The 19656-nt window shown below is 68.1% G+C and carries 14 protein-coding genes, 1 other RNA gene and 2 pseudogenes; 7 read left to right on the forward strand and 10 right to left on the reverse strand.

Going from position 1 to position 19656, the window contains the following annotated elements; genetic code table 11:
• Positions 1-5 precede the first annotated feature (5 nt).
• Entirely contained in the window at positions 6-803 is a 798-nt protein-coding gene (locus L3078_RS13515; protein WP_239753806.1) for an electron transfer flavoprotein subunit beta/FixA family protein, read from the reverse strand.
• A gap of 64 nt (positions 804-867) precedes the next feature.
• Complete coding sequence (locus tag L3078_RS13520) at positions 868-1725, reverse strand: bifunctional methylenetetrahydrofolate dehydrogenase/methenyltetrahydrofolate cyclohydrolase (protein ID WP_239753807.1); 858 nt, start codon at positions 1723-1725, stop codon at positions 868-870.
• 182 nt (positions 1726-1907) lie between these two features.
• Here L3078_RS13520 and L3078_RS13525 point away from each other — a divergent pair, with 182 nt between their 5' ends.
• From L3078_RS13525 to L3078_RS13545, 5 genes are all read left to right on the forward strand, one after another.
• Positions 1908-4355, forward strand: a complete 2448-nt coding sequence (locus L3078_RS13525) for a GcvT family protein (protein WP_239753808.1) — start codon at positions 1908-1910, stop codon at positions 4353-4355.
• Entirely contained in the window at positions 4355-5206 is an 852-nt protein-coding gene (gene purU / locus L3078_RS13530) for a formyltetrahydrofolate deformylase (protein WP_239753810.1), read from the forward strand. The genes L3078_RS13525 and purU overlap by 1 nt, the downstream gene beginning before the upstream one ends.
• Positions 5207-5380: 174 nt before the next feature.
• Positions 5381-6679 (forward strand): flavin monoamine oxidase family protein, encoded by a 1299-nt coding sequence (locus tag L3078_RS13535; RefSeq protein ID WP_239753812.1) that lies wholly within the window; start codon positions 5381-5383, stop codon positions 6677-6679.
• Between the two features lie 118 nt (positions 6680-6797).
• On the forward strand, positions 6798-8342 hold the full coding sequence (locus tag L3078_RS13540; RefSeq protein WP_239753815.1) for an APC family permease: 1545 nt from the start codon (positions 6798-6800) through the stop codon (positions 8340-8342).
• Positions 8343-8456: 114 nt separating this feature from the next.
• Entirely contained in the window at positions 8457-8819 is a 363-nt protein-coding gene (locus L3078_RS13545; protein WP_239753817.1) for a cupin domain-containing protein, read from the forward strand.
• An 8-nt stretch (positions 8820-8827) separates the two neighbouring features.
• On the opposite strand, the gene L3078_RS13550 is transcribed toward L3078_RS13545, so the two are convergent.
• The 3 genes from L3078_RS13550 to L3078_RS13560 form a co-directional block, all read right to left on the reverse strand.
• Entirely contained in the window at positions 8828-10333 is a 1506-nt protein-coding gene (locus L3078_RS13550; protein WP_239753818.1) for a PucR family transcriptional regulator, read from the reverse strand.
• A gap of 149 nt (positions 10334-10482) precedes the next feature.
• Complete coding sequence (locus L3078_RS13555; protein ID WP_239753819.1) at positions 10483-11871, reverse strand: NAD(P)/FAD-dependent oxidoreductase; 1389 nt, start codon at positions 11869-11871, stop codon at positions 10483-10485.
• A 27-nt stretch (positions 11872-11898) separates the two neighbouring features.
• The gene (locus tag L3078_RS13560) at positions 11899-13518 is read right to left on the reverse strand and encodes an aldehyde dehydrogenase family protein (protein ID WP_239753820.1); all 1620 of its coding nucleotides are present in this window, start codon (positions 13516-13518) and stop codon (positions 11899-11901) included.
• 291 nt (positions 13519-13809) lie between these two features.
• On the opposite strand from L3078_RS13560, the gene L3078_RS44925 reads away from it, so the two are divergent.
• Positions 13810-14888, forward strand: a protein-coding gene (locus L3078_RS44925) for an IS630 family transposase (RefSeq protein ID WP_420864023.1) whose coding sequence is annotated in 2 segments (ribosomal slippage) — positions 13810-14311 and positions 14311-14888 — 1080 coding nt in all. Because the reading frame shifts where the segments join, the coding sequence is not laid out codon by codon here.
• Positions 14889-15206: 318 nt separating this feature from the next.
• On the opposite strand, the pseudogene L3078_RS44730 reads toward L3078_RS44925, so the two are convergent.
• Positions 15207-15410: pseudogene (locus L3078_RS44730) on the reverse strand (hypothetical protein); the annotation flags it as partial.
• Between the two features lie 312 nt (positions 15411-15722).
• On the reverse strand, positions 15723-16715 hold the full coding sequence (locus tag L3078_RS13580) for an aldo/keto reductase (RefSeq protein ID WP_239753821.1): 993 nt from the start codon (positions 16713-16715) through the stop codon (positions 15723-15725).
• A gap of 121 nt (positions 16716-16836) precedes the next feature.
• On the opposite strand from L3078_RS13580, the gene L3078_RS13585 reads away from it, so the two are divergent.
• Positions 16837-17472: a TetR/AcrR family transcriptional regulator gene (locus L3078_RS13585; protein ID WP_239753822.1), complete on the forward strand. Its 636-nt coding sequence runs from the start codon at positions 16837-16839 to the stop codon at positions 17470-17472.
• Positions 17473-17648: 176 nt separating this feature from the next.
• Here L3078_RS13585 and L3078_RS13590 read toward each other — a convergent pair whose 3' ends face one another.
• From L3078_RS13590 to L3078_RS44930, 3 genes and pseudogenes are all read right to left on the reverse strand, one after another.
• Positions 17649-17858, reverse strand: a complete 210-nt coding sequence (locus L3078_RS13590) for a hypothetical protein (protein ID WP_239753824.1) — start codon at positions 17856-17858, stop codon at positions 17649-17651.
• A 475-nt stretch (positions 17859-18333) separates the two neighbouring features.
• Positions 18334-18748, reverse strand: an RNA gene (gene rnpB, locus L3078_RS13595) — RNase P RNA component class A.
• Between the two features lie 127 nt (positions 18749-18875).
• Positions 18876-19655: pseudogene (locus tag L3078_RS44930) on the reverse strand (DMT family transporter); the annotation flags it as partial.
• Position 19656 lies beyond the last annotated feature (1 nt).

A 19656-nucleotide genomic window follows, 5' to 3' on the forward strand; every position in this document is an offset into this window, starting at 1 on the left:
CTGCATCAGATGAATTTGCGCTCCGCGAGAAAGGCGGCGAGTTGCTTGCCGCCCTCACCATCGTCTTTGAGGATCGTGCCCGCGGTGCGGGCCGGGAGCTCGGCCACGGCGTCGACCTTCGTGCAGGCGCCTTCGTGACCGACCTTCTCGGTGTCGATCTCCAGCTCGGACAGGCCCCAGGAGGTCACCGGCTTCTTTTTGGCCGCCATGATGCCCTTGAAGGATGGGTAGCGCGTCTCACCCGACTGGTCGGTCACCGATACGATCGCCGGAAGCTGCGCCTCCAGCTGCTCGCTCGCGGTGTCGCCGTCACGGCGCCCCTTCACTATGTCGTCCTCGACGGTGACCTCGGACAGCAGGGTCATCTGCGGCACGCCCAGCCGCTCGGCGAGCAGTGCCGGCATGACGCCCATGGTTCCGTCCGTCGATGCCATACCCGAGATGACCAGGTCGTAGCCGGCCTTCTCGATCGCCTTGGCCAGCACCAGGGAGGTGCCGATGGCGTCGGTGCCGTGCAGGTCGTCGTCCTCGACGTGGACGGCCTTGTCCGCACCCATGGACAGCGCCTTGCGCAGCGCGTCCTTGGCGTCCTCCGGGCCCACTGTCAGGACGGTGATTTCCACGTCGTCGCCTGCTTCTTGACGGTCTTCCGAGATCTGCAGCGCCTGCTCGACCGCGTACTCGTCGAGCTCGGAGAGCAGACCGTCCACGTCGTCCCGGTCGACGGTCAGGTCATCGGCGAAGTGCCGGTCGCCAGTGGCGTCGGGCACGTACTTCACAGGGACGACAATCCTCAAACTCATGAACAAACTCCCGCTCTCATGGGGCCTTCCTCTGGGACGTGGAGCGAACTCCACCGCGGGGCGGTCAGCCGAGACGCCGCTCGGCCAGCTCCACGACGTTCTTCAGCAGCATGGCCCGCGTCATGGGGCCCACTCCTCCGGTCGCCCGCGTCCATTTGCCGGCGACCTGCTCGACGTCGGGATGGACGTCGCCGAGGATGCCCTCCACGGTGCGGGTGATGCCGACCGACAGCACGGTGGCCCCGGGCCTGATCCATGACGGCTTGACCAGGTGGGCGACGCCGGCGGCGGCAATGACCACGTCGGCGACCCGTGTGTGCGCGGCGACGTCGACCGTGGCCTCGTGGCACAGGGTGACCGTCGCGTGTTCGGTGGGGCGGGTCAACATGAGGGCGAGTGGCCGCCCCACGGTCGTTCCGCAACCGATCACACAGAACTGCGCTCCGGTGATGGGCACTCCCTCACGCCGGAGCAACTCCAGAATTCCCCGGGGCGTGCAGGGCAGCGTGCCGGGGCGGCCAAGGACCAGACGGCCCAGGTTCGCGGGGTGCAGGCCGTCGGCGTCCTTGTCGGGATCGATGGCCTGGAGCACCGTGTGCATGTCCACCTGGGCGGGAAGCGGCAGCTGGACGATGAAGCCCGAACACCGTGGATCCTCGTTGAGGCGTTCCACCTCGGCGAGCACCTGCCGTTGTGACGCGCCCGCCGGCAGTTCCACGCGAAAGGATCTGATTCCCACGTCCGCGCAGTCGCGGTGCTTTCCGGCGACGTAGGAACGAGAGGCGGGATCGTCACCGACCAGGATGGTGCCGAGGCCGGGCTGCCTGCCTGCTGCCGTCAGCCGGTCGATACGACCGCTCAGCTCCTCCTTGATCTCTCTCGCGGCGAGATTGCCGTCGATGACGGCTGCTGTGCTGTTCACCGGCAGTTCCGCTCCCCATCACTCGTCGATCGCTCACCAGCTTGCGGGCTCGACTGTGCCCAAGGGCGCCAGGCGGCGGTACTGAGCGATCGCACAACCGAGGTCGGTGTGTTTGAGCAATCGATGCATGGCGGCCGTGCGCGGAAACCGCCCACATTGGGGCCCTCGAACGGAGGGTGGTCATGGAAGTGAAATTGCCGGAACGGGCGCAGGTCGTCGTCGTCGGCGGTGGGATCATCGGCGCGAGTACCGCCTACCATCTCGCGCGCCGTGGTTGGACCGATGTGGTCCTGCTGGAGAAGAACCAGCTCACATCGGGCACGACCTGGCACGCGGCCGGGCTGGTGACACAGGCACGAGGCACCCACGCGACCCGCGAGGTGGTGCAGCGCAGCCTGGCGATCTTCAGGTCCCTCGAGCAGGACACCGGCTTTTCCACCGGCTTCGTGCAGACCGGCACCATGAACCTGGCCACGTCACCCGAACGACTGCAGGAACTGCGGCACCAGGCCAGTGTCGTCCGTGGAAACGGGATCGAGGCTCGCCTCCTCGACGTCGAGCAGACGCTGGAACTCCATCCGCTGCTGAACGCGGACGGACTGCAAGGGAGCCTTTACTTTCCCGAGGACGGCCGGGGAAGCGCGACCGACACGACCATCTCTCTGATCCGGGGTGCGAAGCAGCGCGGTGTGAAGGTGTTCGAGGGCGTCACGGTTGTCGACGTGACGACCGCGCACGGTCGGGTCACGGGCGTACGTACCGCCGAAGGTGACATCGAGGCGGAGTACGTCGTCAATGCGACGGGAATGTGGGGCCGGGAATTCGGAGCGAAGGCCGGCATCGACATACCCCTGCAGGCCCTTGCCCACTATTACGTCGTCACCGAGGCGATCCCCGGCCTTCCGCGCAACCTGCCCACGATCAAGAGCGGCGACGAGTACGCCTACATCAAGGACGAAGCCGGAGCCTTGATGGTCGGGTTCTTCGAGCCCGGCAGTTACGTCTGGGGCTCGCGCGGAATCCCGGAGAACAAGGGTTTCGTGCAGCTTCCGGAGGACTGGGACCATCTCGGTCCCTTCTACGAGAAGATCATGCACCGGATGCCCGTGCTGGAGGACGCCGGAATCCGCCTGCACTTCTGCGGCCCCGAGAGCTTCACCCCTGATGGTCAGTACCACCTCGGAGAGGCCCCGCGGCTGCGCAACTACTTCGTCGCGGCCGGGTTCAACTCGGTGGGCTTCCTGTCGGGGCCGGGGGCCGGGTCGGTGCTGGCCGACTGGATCGTCGACGGACGCAGTCCCCTGGACATGCCCGAGACCGATCCCGGCCGGGTGCAGCGGCACGAGACGAACCGCAGATTCCTCGAGCAGCGGGTGCTGGAGACGCTGGACGAGTCGTACGAGGTCCACTGGCCGTTCCAGCAGCGCACCACTGCTCGGCCCCTCAGGATCAGCCCGCTGCACCGCCGTACCGAGGAAGCGGGCGCGGTCTTCGGTGAACTGGCCGGCTGGGAGCGGGCGAACTGGTATGCCCCTTCCGGCGTGAAGGGCCGCTACGAGTACTCCTTCGGCCGGCCGAACTGGTTCGAGCAGTCGGCGGCGGAGCATCGCGCAGTCCGCGAGGGCGTCGGGGTCATCGACACCTCGTCGTTCGGCAAGCTGCTGGTCCAGGGCCGCGATGTCGTGCGGGTGCTGCAGCGGGTGTCGGTCAACGACGTGGACACCGAACCGGGCCGCATCACGTACACCCAGTGGCTGAACGAGCACGGCGGGATCGAGTCGGACGTGACGATCACGAGGCTCGCCGAGGACCGGTTCCTCGTCCTGTCCGGCCCGGCGACGGTCAACCGTGATCTGGCGCATCTGGAGCGCGAAATCGGCGACGACGACTTCTGCACCGTCGCCGACGTCAGCGGCACCATGGCGATGCTCGCGGTCATGGGCCCCGATGCCCGTCGGCTCCTGCAGCCGCTCACGGACGCGGACCTGTCCGCCGAAGGGTTCCCCTTCGGTACCTCGACCGAGATCGACCTCGGCTTCGGGTTCGTACGCGCCACCCGTGTGACCTATGTGGGCGAGCTGGGCTGGGAGCTGCTGATCCCGGCCGACATCGCGCAGCACGTGTGGGACGACCTTTTCGACGCCGGAGCGGACCTCGGCCTGAAGCCGGTCGGCTACCACGCGATGAACTCGCTGCGCCTGGAGAAGGCGTACCGGAGCTGGGGACACGACATCTCGGGCGGGGACCACCCGCTGGAGGCCGGGCTGGGTTTCACCGTGAAGTGGGACAAGCCAGGCGGATTCATCGGCCGGGATGCCCTGCTCAAGGCGAAGGACGCGGGGATATCGCGCAGGCTCGTCCAGTTCGTGCTGAGCGACCCCGAGCCCCTGCTCTTCCACGACGAGCCCATCTTCCGGGACGGGGCCCTGGTGGGCCGGGTCGCTTCCGCTTCGTACGGTCACACGCTCGGTGCGGCGGTCGCCCTCGGCTGGGTGAGTGCTCCTGAAGCCGTCCACCGGCCCTGGTTCGCAGAGGGTTCCTACGAGATCGAGGTCGCGGGTCGGCGGGTGCCCGCACAGGCGTCCCTGCGCCCCCTGTACGACCCGAAGTCAGAAAGGCCGAAGTCCTGATGAAGGAAATTGTCCTGACACTGTCCTGCGCGGACAGACCGGGAATTGTCGCGGCGGTGTCCGGCTTCCTCGCCGAACGCGGGTTCAGCATTCGCGAAAGCCAGCAGTACGGGGACCAGGAGACCGGTCTGTTCTTCATGCGGGTCCACGCCGCCGCCGACCGCTCGGTGGACCTTTCGGAACTCCGCTCGCAGTTTCGGCACGTCGCGGAACCGCTGGGCATGAACGCGGCGCTTCACGATCCGGCCCATCGGCACCGTCTGCTCGTCATGGTGTCGAAGCAGGGGCACTGCCTGAACGACCTGTTGCACAGAGTCCGCACCGACTCGCTCCGGGCGGAGATCGTCGCGGTCGTGTCCAACCACGACGATCTACGGGAACTCGTCGAATGGCACGGGATTCCCTTCCATCACGTGCCCATCACACCTGACACCAAGCCGTGGGCTGAGGACGAACTGCGCAAACTCGTGGCGGCCTACTCCGCGGAGACTGTCGTCCTGGCCCGCTACATGCAGATCCTGTCCGATCCTCTGTGCCGGGAACTGGACGGCCGGGCGATCAACATCCACCACAGTCTGCTCCCCAGCTTCAAGGGGGCCCGCCCCTACTTCCAGGCCCATGCCCGGGGCGTCAAGGTCGTGGGGGCCACCGCGCACTACGTGACCGGGGACCTCGACGAGGGGCCGATCATCGAGCAGGACTTCGTCCGTGTCGATCACCGTCACTCCGCGACGGACCTGACCGAGACCGGCCGGGATCTTGAGGCGATGGCGCTTGCGCGAGCGGTGACCGCGCATGCGGAGCACCGCGTCATGATCAACGGCGGCAAGACCGTGGTCTTCCGCCGCTGAACAGCCGTTGTACACGGCCACAAACGCAAGACGCCGGTTGCGCCATCCGGCTAGTGGCCGATTCATGAACCTCTGCGGCATTGTCTTCGCACTCAGGGACGTGACCGGCATCATGCGCTGGTCCGACATTCCGGAATTAACATCACTTGGGTGCTCGATTTAATGGGAGCTGAAATGACTGACTTCGATGTCATCGTGGTGGGCGGGGGGTTCGCTGGTGTCACAACGGCACGTGACCTGAGTCAGGCCGGCCTCTCCGTGCTGGTACTGGAGGCACGCGACCGGCTGGGCGGCCGCACGTTCTACCGGGAATTCACCGGCCGGGACAAGAAGCTGGAGTTCGGAGGCACCTGGATTTCCGCGCAGCACCAGAAGTTTGTCGGCGCGGAGCTGGACCGGTACGGCATCCCCACGTTCCAGAGCCCCGTCCCCGAGCGGTTCGGATGGGGAGTGAACGGGGAGGTCGCCCACAAGCCCTTCCCGATTCCCGCCGAGGAATGGGTGGACTTCGAACGCGCCCTGGCCCACATCATCGCTCAGGCCAGTCGCCTCCGGTTCGGCGAGGAGCCTCTGGGACAGGACGGACTCGAGGACCTCGATGTGCCGTTCCAGCAGTTCGTGGACGCCATGAACCTCCCACCGACCACACGCGACTTCATCCTCGCCTGGCCGGCCTTCTACTTCGGCGCCTACCCGGACCAGCTGTCCGCCCTTCACGTGCTGTCCTGGGTGACCGGCTTCGGCAACAGTGCCGTCGCGTGGTTCACCATGCTCACCGACAAGATCGCCGACGGGACGAAGAACCTCGTCGACCGGATCATCGGCGACTGCGACGCGGAGGTGCGCCTCAGCACGCCGGTGGACTCCGTCACCGAGGAGTCCGACGGCGTCCGCGTGGTCACCCGGACCGGCGAAGCCCTCACGGCCAGGGCGATCGTGATCGCCACCCCGATCAACACCTGGGGCAGCATGACCTTCACACCCGCGCTGGAGGGCTCGCACCTCCGGATGGCCCAGGAGAAGCAGGCGGGCCAGTCCGTCAAGATCTGGGCACTCACCCGAGGCGTGGACGCCAACTTCTTCGGTGTCGGCTGGCACACCACCATCAAGTGGCTGGCGACCGAGTACACCACCGACGAGGGCGCCTACCTGGTGGGCTTCGCCAGCGCCGCGGCCGACCTCGACCCGCACGATCAGGCCGCCGTCACCCGGGCCGTGCAGGAATTCCTGCCCGAGGCCGAGGTGCTCGCCGTCGACGCACACGACTGGAACGCCGACGAGTTCTCCCAGGGCACCTGGATGGCCTACCGCCCTGGGCAGGTCATCGCGCACTCGAAGGCACTGCAGGAGCCCCGGGGACGGATGTACTTCGCCAACTCCGACCTGGCCAGCGGCTGGGCCGGATGGATCGACGGGGCCATCGAGTCCGGCGGCCGGGCGGCGGACGCCGTCCTGACACTGCTGCGGCAGTGATCCCCGGGGCCCTCGGCCCCACCCCTTCCCCCACAACCGGCCCGCCTCCCACCGCTCGGGCGGCGGGCCCGCTCAACCCTCCCCTTCCCGCGTTCTCCCGAGACGCCAGGAGCACCCCTTGACCACGAATTCCCCCGTCCCCGCGGACGACGACGCGCAACTCGCGGCGCTCGGCTACAGGTCCGAGTTCAAGAGAGACATGAGCCTGTGGGCCAATTTCTCCCTCGGGTTCACCTACCTGTCGCCGGTCGTCGGCATCTACACGGTCTTCGCCTTCTCGCTCGCCACCGCCGGGCCTCCCATGTTCTGGAGCCTGCTCATCGCGGGCGTGGGCCAACTCCTCGTCGCCCTGGTGTTCGGTGAGATAGTCGCCCAGTACCCGGTCGCCGGCGGCGTCTACCCCTGGGCCCGTCGGCTCTGGGGCCGCAAATGGGGTTGGATGACCGGCTGGGTCTACCTGATGGCGCTGCTGGTCACGATCGCCGGCGTCGTCTACGGAGCCGGTCCCTACATCGCCGCACTCTTCGGCTTCACGCCGACCGTCAACAACACGATCGCAGGAGCCCTGATCCTGCTGGCGACCGCCACGGTCATCAACAACCTCGGCACCAAGGTTCTGTCGGCCGCCGCGGTGATCGGGTTCGTGGCTGAGATCATCGGTGCCATCGTCGTCGGGGTGTGGCTGCTGATCACCCACCGGCACCATGGCCTGGGCTCGCTCTTCCACAGCTACGGCGCCGGTGGCGAGGGCCACTACACGGCCGCCTTCCTGGCCGCGGCCCTGATCGGCATCTACCAGTACTACGGCTTCGAGGCCTGTGGTGACGTGGCCGAGGAGGTGCCCGACCCCGGCCGCCGCATCCCCACGTCGATGCGGCGCACCATCTACATCGGCGGCGCCGCGGCGAGCTTCGTCTGTTTCTCGCTGATCCTCTCCGTCAGTGACTTCGGCGCCGTCATATCGGGCCAGGACCCCGACCCGGTCGGCAGGATCCTGGGCGAGGCCTTCGGCGGCGTCGGATCGAGGATCATCATCGCCGTCGTCCTCATCTCCTTCCTGTCCTGCGCCATGAGCCTGCAGGCGGCCGCCAGCCGGATGGCGTACTCCTACGGCCGAGACAAGATGATCTTCGGCAGCCGGGCCCTCACCAAGTTCTCCGAGCGGCGGAGCGTTCCTCCCTATGCGCTCCTGGCAGCCGCCGTCATCCCCGGCCTGCTGGTCGTGGGTTCGAAGCTCTCGGCCGACGCCCTGACCAAGATGGTCAGCTTCGCCGCGCTCGGGATCTACATCGGCTTCCAGATGGTGGTCCTGGCCGCGCTCCGTGCCCGTCTGAAGGGATGGCGTCCCACCGGCAAGTTCCAACTGGGGGGCTGGGGTCTGCCCGCCAACGTCGCCGCCCTGATCTACGGCGTCGCCGCGATGGTCAACCTGTGCTGGCCGAGCGCACCCGGCACCCCTTGGTACGACAACTACATCGTCCTGCTGGGTGCTGTGGTCGTCATCGGCGCAGGCGCGATCTATATGCTCGCCGCCCGCTCGTATCTGCGCGGCGACGCGCCGCACGGGGACGCTGTACCCGGTGATCCCCTGGCGGTCAGCCGCTCCGTCGAGGCAGTCGGAACCGCCCTCGAGCCGGGAGACAGCGCCCCTCGCGTGCACTAACGGATGAACATCGCTGATGCGGCCCCGGCCGCATCAGCGATGCCGCCTTTTCCGTCGTTGACGTACCGCACCATCAGGAGGAGCCCTGTGTCAGGCCTCGGCAATCTCAACCTCATGGCGAGCACCGCGCTCGTCGGCAGCCTCGCTGTCCAGGAGGCACCCTGGCCGGCCCCGGTCGACGTCCCGGAGCCTGTCACCGGAAAACCGCAGGCCCGCCTGTTGCCACTGGTCGACGACGGTCTCAAGTCCGCCGGGCTGTGGAGTTGCACGCCCGGGGCCTTCCGCTCCGACCACACCGGCTACGTGGAGTTCATGCACGTCATCGACGGCACGGCCGAACTCCGCGGCGACGACGGCACCGTCTGGCACGTCTGCGCGGGCACCGTCCTCGTCATCCCCGACGGCTGGACCGGCACCTGGGTGGTCGAAGAGACGGTCATCAAGTCGTACGCCATCTTCCGGGACGGCACGAGCTGACAGCCGGTCTACCCGCCGTCGAGCATCCGCAGCGTCTGCAGGGCCAGATAGAGCTCGGTCTGGTCCTGCAGACGATTCAACTTCCGTCCGGTCAGCTCCTCCACCCGGTGCATCCGGTAGACCAGAGTCTGGCGATGGATGCCCAGTCGGTCGCCCCCCTCCTTCCAGGAGCGGTTGCTGTCCAGAAACACCTCGAGCGAGTGGACGAGCTGGGAGTCGTTGTCGGCGTCGTAGGCGATGACCGGTCCCAGTACCCGGGCGACGACCGCCTCTCCTTCGGCCACCGTCCTCGGCAGGAACGCGGGTGACTGGTCCCCGTACACCACGACGCAACGGCCCTCGCTGCGCGCTGCCTCCATCGCCCAGCGGGCCTGACGGGCCGCGTCCCCCACAGCCTTGAGACTGTGCACCGGGGGGCTGATACCGGCCCGGACCCGCGGATCACGGCCGAATCCGAAGAGTTCCTCGGTGGTCTGAGCGTCCGGCAGCAGAATCAGCAGTCCGTCGTGCCGCTGTGCCACCAGATGAGAGACGTTCTCCGCACCGAGCCGGGCCTGCAGCTCTTCCGCGGTGATCGGCGTGTCACCGCCCATGCATGCCAAGCGCCAGGGCCGGCCTCCCAGGCTCATCGCCGACAGGCGCGTCTCGGCTGCCTCGAGATCGATGGCCCCGTCCACCAACTGGCCGAGCAGGCGTGCGCCGCTCTCCCTGCGGCGGAGAGCACCAGCCGCTCGCCGCTCCACTTCCAGGTCGGCGATGGTGGCGACGTGCTGCAGCACCATGAGGTCAGGCGCAGCGCGGGGCGACAGTGGCTGGACGACGAGCACGGCTCGCCGACCCTCTTCCAGGGGAAGCGCGAGGAGGGACTCGTCGGCGACGGACATACGCAGGAACGTCGGCAAGGGCCCGCTCCGCGCCTCGACCGCCTCGAACAGTGCCTGGCGAAACGATGCGGGGAAGGGGGCTCTGGTGGGCAGCAGGGGTTCCCCGGTGCGGATGTCCACGGCGTACAGGCGAGCACCGGCTTCGTTGCCGAGCTGTTCGAGCAGGGCGTTGTCACGGAAGTTTGCTTGGTGCGCCCGGCGGAGGACGTCGTAGAGACGAATGATCCTGGTGAGCCGGGCGCTGGCTTCCTGGCTGTTGCTGTCGGCCACCATCCGGGCGACGGTGACGAAAGGGACCGCGTACGCCGTCTCGAGTACCGGGAATGCCAGGGCGTCGGCCGCGGTCGCTGCCCTGGGTGTGAGAGCGGGCGCGTGCATGCCCTCCGCGAGTGCGATGCCGGAGAGTGCCGCCTGCGCGAGGTGCTCCAGAAAATCTACCTGCCCCTCGGCATCGGCAGGAAAGCTGTAGCCGTCGCACAGCAGCAGGTCTCCGGTGCCCAGCCAGTTCCACGGATCGGGTAGCTCACACGTGTGGGCCCACTGCACCGCCCGGTCCTCTCCGGAGCGCCCGGCCAGGAACCGGGTCCGCAGGGACGGCAGAGCGACCAGCTCCTTGATCGTGATGCTCATGGCGGCACCTGGGCTCTCATACGGAGGAGGGAACTGCTGCCGGCCCACCCTCGGGTTTCCTCTGTCTAAAGGCTAGGCCGCTCACGCCGACGGCGTGAGCGGCCTTTTTTGGGTTCGCACAGAGTCCGTGACAGCTGGTCTCAGTGGCCTCAGTGGCCCAGGGCTCGCCAGAAGCCCGTGGCGAGGCGGGAGGGACGGCCTGAACGCTGTTCCGTTCGGTCGGCCACGGTGAAGGCCAGAGTTCCGGCGTTCACCCCCAGCCAGCGCAAGGGTTCCGGTTCCCACTTCGGTGAACGATGGCCGACCCAGGGAAGCGACCGGATGTCACTGTCCTGGTCGAGGATCTCGGCGGCCAGCGTGCGCCCGGCGAGATTCGCCGTGGCGACTCCGTCCCCGACGTACCCTCCCGCCTGGGCGAGCCCGGTCCTGCGGTCGTACGTCACGGAGGGGACCCAGTCCCGGGGGATGCCCAGGTTGCCTCCCCAGGCATGGGTGAACCGCACCCCACGGATGACCGGGAACAGTTCCACCAGGATGCGACGGAGCGCGGCATGGACGGCGGGATCACTGTCGAAGGCGGGTTCCACCCGGGAGGCGAAGTGGTACGGAGCGCCGCGTCCACCGAAGGCGAGGCGGCCGTCGGCCGTGCGCTGCCCGTAGATGCGCAGGTGGCGTTTGTCGCTGAAGGTGGCGCGATCGTGCAGTCCGATCTCTTCCCAGGAGGCGTCCGGCAGGGACTCCGTCGCCACCATCAAGGAGTACATCGGCACCACGTCACGCTTCGCGCCGGGGAACTGCGCGGTGTACCCCTCCGTGGCCCGGACGACGACATCGGCCGTGACCTGGCCACGGTTGGTGTCGAGCCTGCCGGGCCCGATCCCGAGCACACGGGTGTCCTCGTAGATCCGCACCCCGGCGGCTCGGGCGACGTCGGCCAGGCCGCGGGCCAGCTTGGCGGGCTGCAGTGCCGCGCAGTGCGGTGTGAACGTCGCACCCAGGGCGTCGGCCATGCGTACGCGGCCCGTCAGCTCATCGCCTTCCACGAGCCGCATGTGGTCACCGCCGAAGCCCCAGTCCTGCCAGCCGGCTACTTCCTTCTGCGCCCGCGTCCACTGGGCCGGGTTCCTCGCCACGGACAGATACCCGCCGGCCTCGAAGTCGCAGTCGATGTCTTCGGCGACGACGACGTCCTGGATCTCCCGCACCGTGTCGTTCATGGCCCGCTGCATCCGGACGGCCGAGTCACGGGAACTGACATCGGCGACCTTCCGCGGGCTGGCGGGGAAGATGGCGGAGCACCATCCGCCGTTGCGGCCCGATGCCCCGAACCCGACGAAGTGGCTCTCCAGCACCGCGATACGGAGCGAGGGGTCGGCCCGGGCCAGGTAGTAGGCCGTCCAGAGCCCGGTGTATCCGCCGCCCACGATCGCCACGTCGACCTGGTGGTCACGGTCGAGGACCTCTTTGGGCCCCCAGTCACCACCCGCTTCTTCGTGCCAGAAGGTCAGACCCGAGTCGGACAGACTGTCGTCATTCATGAAACGTCCTTCTCCGCACTCGTCCGGTCAGGACTGTCCAACGCCACCAGGCCGCTTCCAGGCCTCGTCGTCGGAATAGGGGAACCACCAGAAGTCCTGCTCGGTGGCGGCAGGGTCGATCATGACGAGCTTCGTGTGACGGAACGAGTCCAGTCCCTCGGCCCCCAGCTGACGGCCGACACCCGAGAGCTTGCGGCCGCCGAAAGGACCGGCGTCGTTGTCCAGGAGCGGCGCGTTGACCCACACCATGCCGGTCACGATCTCGCTCGTCGCCCGGTGGACCTCCTGCAGATCGGTCGTATAGATGTTCGCCCCGAGTCCGACCGCGGAAGCGTTCGTCAGCTCCAGCGCCTCCTCGAAGCTGCTGACCCGGCACAGCGGCGCGAGGGGACCGAAGATCTCGGCCTGCATGACATCCATGTCGGGCATGACGCCCACGAGCACGGTCGGCTCGACGAAGAAGCCGTCCCTGTTCTCGGCCGGGAGATGCTGTGGCCGGCCTCCGCCGTGGGCGACCTTGGCCCCCTGCTCCACAGCCCGCGCGAGGATCCGCTCGTAGCGGTCCCGCTCCCCGGCGTGCTCCATGGGGCCGACATCCACCTTGCCGAGACCACTGCCGATCCGCAGCTGTGCCGCCTCCTCCACCAGGAGTTCCGCGAACTCCTCGTACACATCCGTGTGCACGAAGAACCGCTCGGCCGACGTACACACCTGGCCGCAGTTCATGAAGGCCGCGAACGCGGCGGCGCGCGCCGCGGTACGCAACGGCGCGGACGGCATCACGATGAACGCGTCGTTCCCGGAGGCCTCGATCAGGAACGGCTTGAACTGCTCCGCACAGGCCTTCGCGATGGCCTGGCCGGTCGGCACGCTGCCGGTGAAACCCACCATGTGGGTCTGCGGGTGCCGCACGAGCTGGTCGCCGACCTCTCCGCCCCCGGTCACGCACTGCACCAGTCCCGCAGGGAGACCATCGAAGGCCTCCATGAACTTCAGCGTGGAAAGGGAGGCGAACTCGGACGGCTTGACGATCACGGCATTGCCCGCGGCCAGCGCGGCAGCCGCCTCCCACATCAGCAAAAGGATGGGGAAGTTGGCGGGAAGGATCACCACCACGACGCCCATCGGTTCCTTCACCGTGTAATGGACCTGCCCGGCAACGCTCGGACCCAGCACCGAGCCGACCGAATGACGGCCCAGCTCCGCGTAGTAGTCGGTCGCGGAGACCGACCAGACGAGCTCGTCGCGGCTCTCCTTGTAAGGCTTGCCCGTCTCCCGGGTGATCAGCTCCGCGACCTCGGGCGCATACCGGCCGATCTCCCTGGCCACCTCGTGCAACTTCTCCGAGCGGTGCAGGGCACTCTCGGCCCACCACCTCTTCTGAGCCGCGTTGGCGGCAGCAACGACCTGGTCCACTTCCTCGGGCGTCACAGCGGTGATCTCGCCAATGACCTTCGCCGTAGCCGGGTCGACGACCTTTCTGCCCTGGCTGCCGGAACTCGGCCGATACCCGCCTTCGCCGTAGAAAACGCCGCTCAGTCGACTGAGCTCCTGTGCTGCATCCATGATCGTCACTCCGCAGGGTCGATTGACGGAGGTCACAGAATCTGCCGCAGCTCCAGGCAGCTCAATGCGCCGGGGAGCCAAACGGGCCCGGGTTCTTCGTACGGTGGCACAAGCGAATGCCTCCTTCCTACCGCAGCTGTCGCCGCCAAGTGGCCTTGCGGCGGCGGGAGGATTGCCGGAGCGGCGTGGGGGGGGCGAGCGTGAGGTGATCAACGTGTCGCTGCGTCCACGTCTGCCGGTGAGGTCACGGCCCGGACCGCTGAGGTGGCCCGGCTGGCGTTCCCGAAGGGCTGTTTACTGATCTCGGCTCGTTAGGGTGATGTTTGCTGAACTTGCCGATGTGGGTGCGGTGTTGTCGGTAGTCCATGGCGTGTGAGATACGCGGATGGGGGCGGGCTGACGCCTGCAGCACGGGGGCGTCGGGAAGCGGTGCGGATACAGGCGGCAGAGCTGTTCGCGCAGCAGGTCAAACCGCCCGAGGTGGCCCGGCAGCTGCGTGTGAGTCTGAAGTCGGCTTACCAGTGGCAGCAGTTGTGGCGGCAAGGCGGTGCCGAGGAGCTGCTTTCGCGAGGGCCGAGCGGGGGCCGGTGTCGCCTGTCGCCACGCTGTCTGGAAAAGCTCGCCAGGTATCTCGAGCAGGGTCCGGCCGCGCACGGCTGGACGGAGGACCAGGTGTGGACCGCGGCGAGGGTGGCCACGCTGATCGGCAGGAAGTTTCACGTCTCCTACAGCGTCTCGGGCGCGACGAGGCTGATGCACCGGCTCGGCTTCAGCCCGCAGGTCCCTGCGCGGCGGGTCGCCGAGCGGGACGAGCAGGCCGTCACCGCGTGGAAGGAGGCGACCTGGGCGGAGGTAAAAGAGTCCGGGCGGCCTGTGGGGGCTACATCTGCTTCGAGGACGAGGCAGGCTTCACCCGCCGACCGCCCAGGGGGCGCACCTGGGGCCGGCGCGGCCACACCCCGCAGGTGACGGTGAGCGGACGACGCTCGGGCCGACTGTCCGTGGCCGGGATGATTGCCATGCGGCCCGGCTCCCGGACCCGGCTGTGCCACCGCCTGCGCACCCACCGAGCGGGCAAAGGCAAACGTCGCAGCATGGGCGAGCGGGACTTCATCGCGCTGATCGACGGCGTCCACCAGCTCGTCAAGGCGCCCCTCGTGCTGGTGTGGGACCGCCTGAACACCCACGTCTCCCGCGCCATGGGCGAGCTGATCGCCGAGCGTGAGTGGCTGACGGTATTCCTGCTGCCCGCTTACTCACCCGACCTCAACCCGGTCGAGTGGGTATGGGCGCACGTCAAGCACAGCCTGGCCAACCTCGCAGTCGTTGCCCTCGACCGGCTCGAAGCACTCGTACGCAACCGGCTCAAGCGCCTTCAGTACCGGTCCGGCATCCTCGACGGCTTCATAGCGGGCACCGGCCTGGCCCTCGACGAACCAGCGTCACCCTGACGAGCCGAAGTCAGTATGCATGCGGATCCGGGAGGCGCTGGGGCCGCTGTTTGCCGACCAGGACTTCGTGGTTCTGTTGCCGCGGCGTGGTCAACCTGCATGGCCACCACATCAGTTGGCGCTCGTGTCGGTGCTGCAGACGGCCGCGCCCCCCCTTCTCGCCTTCACCACCGCCCAGCGATGGGCCGACGCAGGCCCTTGATCAAGCAACAACCCAAGCAGCATCAGGTCCCCCCTGACGAGGGGCACTCGGACCTCGCTGACAAACACCGGCCCGCACGGCCCCGACGTGTCCGCGCCGCTGGCGTCAGGTGCGGTCTACGCCGAGTCCGCCTCGTCAGCGGTGGTGGGTACGTCGGCATCGGTGGCACACCTCGCGGCCGGGCCCTCAGCGCTGGCCCCGGTCTCCACCGCCGGGGCCAGGAAGACGGCGCACACGACGCAGGACTCCCCCGCGGCCGAAAGCGCGAGAGGAAAACCGAGCGAGACACCCAGTCCCCACAGCAGTACGGCGGTTCCGGCCAGTTCGACTACAACCGACCGCCGGACGCGAGCCGGAACCTGACGTTCGGCTTCGGTACCCACGCGGGTGCCGGACAGTGCTGGCACGGGCCGGGACCAGCGCGATCCTCGGCCTCTTCGCCGAGCGGTACTCCTCGGTCGAACGCGCCGGCGATCCGCTCGAGGTCCGCACCGACCGACTGGTCGCCTTCGACAAGCTGCCCGTCCGGCTCTCCTGCGCCTCACCGTCCACCCCGCGGATCTTGGACGACATGTCGCATGCCCGACCCGGCGGGTACCGGGCAACCATCCTTCCGCCGGGTAACCGCAATGTCAGTCCGTCGACATGGTGGCCAGCATCGCGGCCGGGTACCGGCTTCCCGCGGAACCCTGAGGAAGGATCTGCCTGATCTGCTCGCGGTCGGCGCCGGTGAGTTCGACGTCGGCCGCGGCGGTGTTCTCCGCCAGGCGGTCGGCGTTGCGGGTGCCGGGGATCGGAACCACGTCGTCGCCTTGGGCGAGCAGCCAGGCCAGCGCGAGCTGGGCGGCGGTGATGCCCTTGGCGGCGGCGAGTTTCTTCAGCTGCTCGGTGGCGTTGAGGTTGTACGTGTAGTTGTCGCCCTGCCACCGCTCGTCCCAGCTGCGCATGTCGTCCGCCGGGTACTCGGCGGCGGGCTTGACCACGCCGGCCAGGAAGCCGCGGCCCAGCGGGGAGTACGGGACGAGGCCGATGCCCAGCTCCCGCAGGACCGGCAGGATCTTCTCCTCCACCTCCCGCTCGAAGAGGGAGTACTCGGACTGCAGGGCCGTGACGGGAGTGACGGCATGGGCGCGGCGGATGTACTGGGGGCCGACGTTGCTCAGGCCGAAGTACTTCACCTTGCCCTCGGCGATCAGTTCGCCGACAGCGCCCGCGACCTCCTCGGCCGGCACGTCGGGGTCGGCGGCGTGCTGGTAGTAGAGGTCGATGCGGTCGGTCTGCAGATAGCGCAGGCTGTTTTCCGCGACCTTGCGGATGTTCTCCGGTCGGCTGTCGAATCCGGCGCCGATCTGCTGTGCGGTCATGTCGAACCCGAACTTGGTGGCTAGGACCACCTCGTCACGGAAGTCCTTCACGGCGTTGCCGAGCAGGATCTCGTTGCTGCCGGTGCCGAGGCCGTACAGCTCGGCGGTGTCGAAGAAGTCGACCCCGAGCTCATGGGCTCGGCGGATGGTGGCGGTGCTCTCGTCATCGTTCGAGGAGCCGTAGGCGACGGTCATTCCCATGGTGCCGAGGCCGAGCGCGGAGACGCGCAGGCCCTGGGAGCCGAGGACGCGGTGGTGCATGAGTGCTCTCCAGACATAAGTGCCGAGTTCGGCCAGTTCCAAACCGAACCGTTCGGTTTGAGTCTAGACATCGACCCGCCACTTTTCCAAACCAAACGGTTCGGTCCCTTATCCTGGCCGTATGCCGCGCTCGACCACGACCGACCCGACCTCCGAGCCCGCCGCTCCCGAAGGTGCCGACTCCACCCGCGAGCGGATCGTCGCCGCCGCCACGGACGAGTTCGCCCGTCACGGAATCGCCGGCGCCCGGGTGGACCGCATCGCCAAGCAGGCCAGGACCAGCAAGGAGCGCGTCTATGCGTACTTCCGCGGCAAGGAGGTGCTCTACGCCCATGTCTTCCTGCTTGAACTGGCCCGGGTAGCGGAGGCCACCCCCATGGACCCGGCCGACCTGCCGGGTTACGCGGGCCGGCTCTACGACCACTTCACCATCGCCCGCCCGGACCACCACCGGCTGATCACCTGGGGGCGCCTCGAACTCGCCGGCACCACCGCTCAGTCCTGCGCCGACACGGTTCGGAACACCCTCGCCGGCAAGATCGACCAGTTGCGCGAGGCACAGCGGGCGGGTCAGCTCGATCCGGCCTGGGACCCGGTCGACGTCCTCGCCCTGGTCAACCAGATCGCCACCACGTGGGCGGCACAGACCGAGATCGGCGCGATAGCGGCGGAACAGGCCACGGACCCGTCCCTCGCCGCGCGCCGCGCCGCCGTGGTCGCCGCCGTCGAACGTCTCTTCCCCCGCATGACGCGGTGAGCCGATCTGGCCCGTGTCCGCGTCCACGACGGCGGGCGATCAGCGACGACAACCGCACGCGTATGCCAAGGCCTCGCGAGAGCGCCACGGCGGGTCCCCACGCCGTTGAAGGCAGCGGCGCGGCGACCGCCGTGGCCGCTTCCGTACTGTCCGGACAAGGGACGAGCGGGCCGAGGTCAACCCACGGTGCACCACTTCGGCGCGGAAGAGCCCGCCGCTTCGAACGGCCGCTCCCAGAACAGCGGGGTGTCCTCGACAGCGGCGGGGAACCGGAGCCGTTTCACCGGGCGGCCGTCACCGCCGACGTGGACGCGGTCCTCGTACGGCTCGTCGAGGGGCAGCCGGATCTCCGGTTCCTCGGCGACCTGGCCGACGCCGATCAGCATCGCGGCGGTTCGGGCGAGTGAGAGGTCGGGAGACCGAGCCGCCGCCCGTTGTCACTCGGTGCGTCAGTCCCCGGATCGCCGCTACAGCGATCTGGTATCGGGTGGCGAAGTCGAGTGCCTCGTTTGTTGCCCTGATCGCGGACGGGCTCGCTGGTGGCACCTTCCTGAGGCGAAGACGGGTTACTGATCAGGCGGCGGTGGATCAGTGGCGGCCACTGTCAGCCCACGTCCTAGGTCATGGTGATTGCAAAAACCGTGGGCACAGTCCAAGAGCGTCACCTCACGCCCCATCGACTCGGACCAGGTCAGAGCCGTCCTACGCCCCTCTGCCCCAGGGACTTTTCAGGGACTTTCAGCGCTGTCCGAGGGACTTGCGAGGGACTTTCCGCCGCCTGACGCGGCAAGCCCCCGAAAGACCGGAAAGGGCCTCCGTCGCAGATCAGAGGCCCTTTCCCAGGCAAACCGCAGGTGGCGGCAGACGAGTCGGGCTGTACGCCGGGTTCTGTCGCCCGGCTGCCTCGCGGCGGCCGGGGAGACGGCCATCCATCTAGGGCCGGCGTTGCCGCCGGCCTCGTGCGGTCTACCCGCGGACTCGGGCGGGCAGCCCTCGAACGTCCGCGCAGGGTCGCTTTTTACGGCGGCCCCTCTTGACCTTGCTCCGGGTGGGGTTTACCTAGCTGCCCAGGTCACCCTGGGCACTGGTGGTCTCTTACACCACCGTTTCACCCTTACCGAGGTCCGTACGGATACGGTCCCCGGCGGTTTGTTTTCTGTGGCACTGTCCCGCGGGTCACCCCGGGTGGCCGTTAGCCACCACCCTGCCCTGTGGAGCCCGGACGTTCCTCGGGAAGCCCCCTAGGGGGACTCCACGCGGCCGTCCGCCCGGCTCGTCTGCCGTGTGGACCATGCTACCCGGCGAGAGCGAGGGGTCGGTCCCGTCGATGCCGTCGACGCCGTTGCCAGGAACGAGCCCGCCAGGATCAAGGCGAAGGAGACCGCGATCGCGGGGGTGAGGCGCTCGTCCAGGAACAGGGCTCCCGCTGCCACCGCCACCGCCGGGTTGACGTACGTGAAGACCGTCGCGCGGGTCGGGCCCACCTCTCGGATCAGTTCCAGGAAGGCCACGAAGGCCAACGCCGTGCAGATCACTCCCAGGGCCGCCAGGGAGATCAGGGCCTCGGTCGACGGGAGGGTGGACGGACGGGTCAGGGCCGCCGCGGGGGCGTAGACCAAGGCCGCCAGGAGTAGTACCGGGGCTATCAGCTGGAGCGTCGGGACCTGCTTCAGGTGGCGGGCCATGATCAACGGAGCGGTCGCGTAGCCGATCACCGTGATCAGGACCTCCGTGAGGGAGAGGATGTTGCCGCCGGTGAGGTGCGGGATCGTGAGGACCGCCACGCCTCCCAGGCCCAGGGCCAGGCCTGTCATGCGGCGGGCTCCCAGGCGTTCCGCGTCGCCGAAGTAGCGGGCCAGAAGCACGCTCACGATCGGGACGCCGGCGATCAGCAGGCCCGCCGTGGAGCTGGAGAGGTGGCGTTCCGCGTCGGTCAGGGTCCACCAGGGGCCGATGACCTCGATCACGGCGAACGCGAGCATCGGGCGCCAGTGCTGTCGGACCACGCGGGTCAGGTTCCCCTGCCGGATCGCGAAAGGGAGCAGGAGCGCCGCGCCCAGGGCACAGCGTACGAAGACGACCATGGACGGGGAGACCTCGTCCACCGCCACTTTGATCATCAGATAGGGGATGCCCCAGAGGACTCCCATCAGGGAGAAGAGGAACCAGCCGCGTGCAGTCATG

The organism is Streptomyces deccanensis (assembly GCF_022385335.1).
In the GTDB taxonomy this organism is placed as follows: domain Bacteria; phylum Actinomycetota; class Actinomycetes; order Streptomycetales; family Streptomycetaceae; genus Streptomyces; species Streptomyces deccanensis.

What these genes read in the sequence shown, in the direction of transcription:
- purU (WP_239753810.1), top strand. Translation starts at nt 4,355, where the DNA reads ATGAAGGAAATTGTCCTGACACTGTCCTGCGCGGACAGACCGGGAATT.
- L3078_RS13535 (WP_239753812.1), top strand. Translation starts at nt 5,381, where the DNA reads ATGACTGACTTCGATGTCATCGTGGTGGGCGGGGGGTTCGCTGGTGTC.
- L3078_RS13590 (WP_239753824.1), bottom strand. Translation starts at nt 17,858, where the DNA reads ATGCTGATCGGCGTCGGCCAGGTCGCCGAGGAACCGGAGATCCGGCTG.
- L3078_RS13545 (WP_239753817.1), top strand. Translation starts at nt 8,457, where the DNA reads ATGGCGAGCACCGCGCTCGTCGGCAGCCTCGCTGTCCAGGAGGCACCC.
- L3078_RS13525 (WP_239753808.1), top strand. Translation starts at nt 1,908, where the DNA reads ATGGAAGTGAAATTGCCGGAACGGGCGCAGGTCGTCGTCGTCGGCGGT.
- L3078_RS13515 (WP_239753806.1), bottom strand. Translation starts at nt 803, where the DNA reads ATGAGTTTGAGGATTGTCGTCCCTGTGAAGTACGTGCCCGACGCCACT.
- L3078_RS13580 (WP_239753821.1), bottom strand. Translation starts at nt 16,715, where the DNA reads ATGCACCACCGCGTCCTCGGCTCCCAGGGCCTGCGCGTCTCCGCGCTC.
- L3078_RS13585 (WP_239753822.1), top strand. Translation starts at nt 16,837, where the DNA reads ATGCCGCGCTCGACCACGACCGACCCGACCTCCGAGCCCGCCGCTCCC.
- L3078_RS13550 (WP_239753818.1), bottom strand. Translation starts at nt 10,333, where the DNA reads ATGAGCATCACGATCAAGGAGCTGGTCGCTCTGCCGTCCCTGCGGACC.
- L3078_RS13555 (WP_239753819.1), bottom strand. Translation starts at nt 11,871, where the DNA reads ATGAATGACGACAGTCTGTCCGACTCGGGTCTGACCTTCTGGCACGAA.